2 protein-coding genes are annotated in these 1,204 nt (G+C 28.9%); one reads left to right on the plus strand and one right to left on the minus strand.

All coding sequences use genetic code 11. The annotated features are described in order from the left end of the window. On the plus strand, positions 1-227 hold a 227-nt coding region (locus VN21_RS11250), incomplete at its 5' end, for an IS3 family transposase (RefSeq protein WP_152650768.1). Positions 228-307: 80 nt separating this feature from the next. On the opposite strand, the gene VN21_RS11255 is transcribed toward VN21_RS11250, so the two are convergent. Next, a complete protein-coding gene (locus VN21_RS11255) occupies positions 308-1,150 on the minus strand; it encodes a CvfB family protein (protein ID WP_046823363.1) in 843 nt (280 codons plus the stop codon). Positions 1,151-1,204 lie beyond the last annotated feature (54 nt).

Raw genomic sequence — 1,204 nt, forward strand, 5'->3', positions numbered from 1 at the left:
AAAGTATGTCTAGAAAAGGTACGTGTCTTGATAATTCTCCTATGGAAAATTTCTTTGGAGTAATGAAACAGGAAATGTACTATGGAAAAATATATAAAAGTTTTAATGAATTAGAGATAGCTATAACAGATTATATTTACTACTATAATAACAATAGAATTAAAGAAAAATTAAATTGGCGTAGCCCTGTTAAATATAGAATTGACTATGAATCTAAAATTGCATAAAACAAAAAATACAGGAATGAATTTTCATTCCTGTATAAAGTCCAACTTTTGGGTCTCAGTACAGTATCCATACTCTTTCTTTATATTAGACGAGTTCCTTCTTCATCTTGAGATATTAACCCTTTTTTCATAAGAACTCCAAGTGTACGTTTGAAGTTTTTCTTACTACAACCAAATACTGATGCGATATCAGCTGGATCAGATTTATCATTTAAAGGTATGAACCCTCTAGAAGCATTATTTAGATGGTTTATGATTTTACTTTCTAACTCATTTAATTCTTGCTCTCTACCTTGTCTTGGAGTAAGACCTAGCTTACCGTCCTCGTATACTTTTATAACATTTAAATTTAATTTGTCTCCGATGTTAAGTTTTGTAAAGTATTCGTTATGAAGTATAACTCCTTCAAATTTATTGTCAACACAAACCATCGCACTATCGTTAGTTTGGAATCCATAAACAACACCTGTAACATTATCTCCTACTTTATACTCAGAGTCAGTAGATAAGTAACCTTCTATTCTAGTAGTAGCAGCTATTCTTTCAGTTTTATCTAAGTATATATAAAATAAATATTTATCACCTTTTTTTAGATCATAATGCTTTGAACTAAAAGGAACTAAAATATCTTTTTCAAGTCCAATATTAATAAAGTAACCTATTTTAGTAGCATCTACAACTTCAAAGTAACCTATTTCGCCAACTTTAGCTAATGGAGGGTTTAAAGTAGCAGCTAATTTATCTTTAGAATCTCTATATACAAATACATTTACCTCATCACCAGGAATTAAAGCCTCATAATTTGTAAATTTTCTATGCATGAAAATATCATCTGAAGTATTTCCTGTTTGCGCGTCTAGGAAAAAACCGAAATCAGCTTTTCTAGCTATTTTTAATTTGTTGAAATCACCTATTTTTATCAAGTACGTTCACCTCTTTAATTTTATATTAAAAATTACATATTCTATTATAATACC

The organism is Paraclostridium benzoelyticum (genome assembly GCF_001006285.1).
Taxonomy (GTDB): Bacteria; Bacillota; Clostridia; order Peptostreptococcales; family Peptostreptococcaceae; genus Paraclostridium; species Paraclostridium benzoelyticum.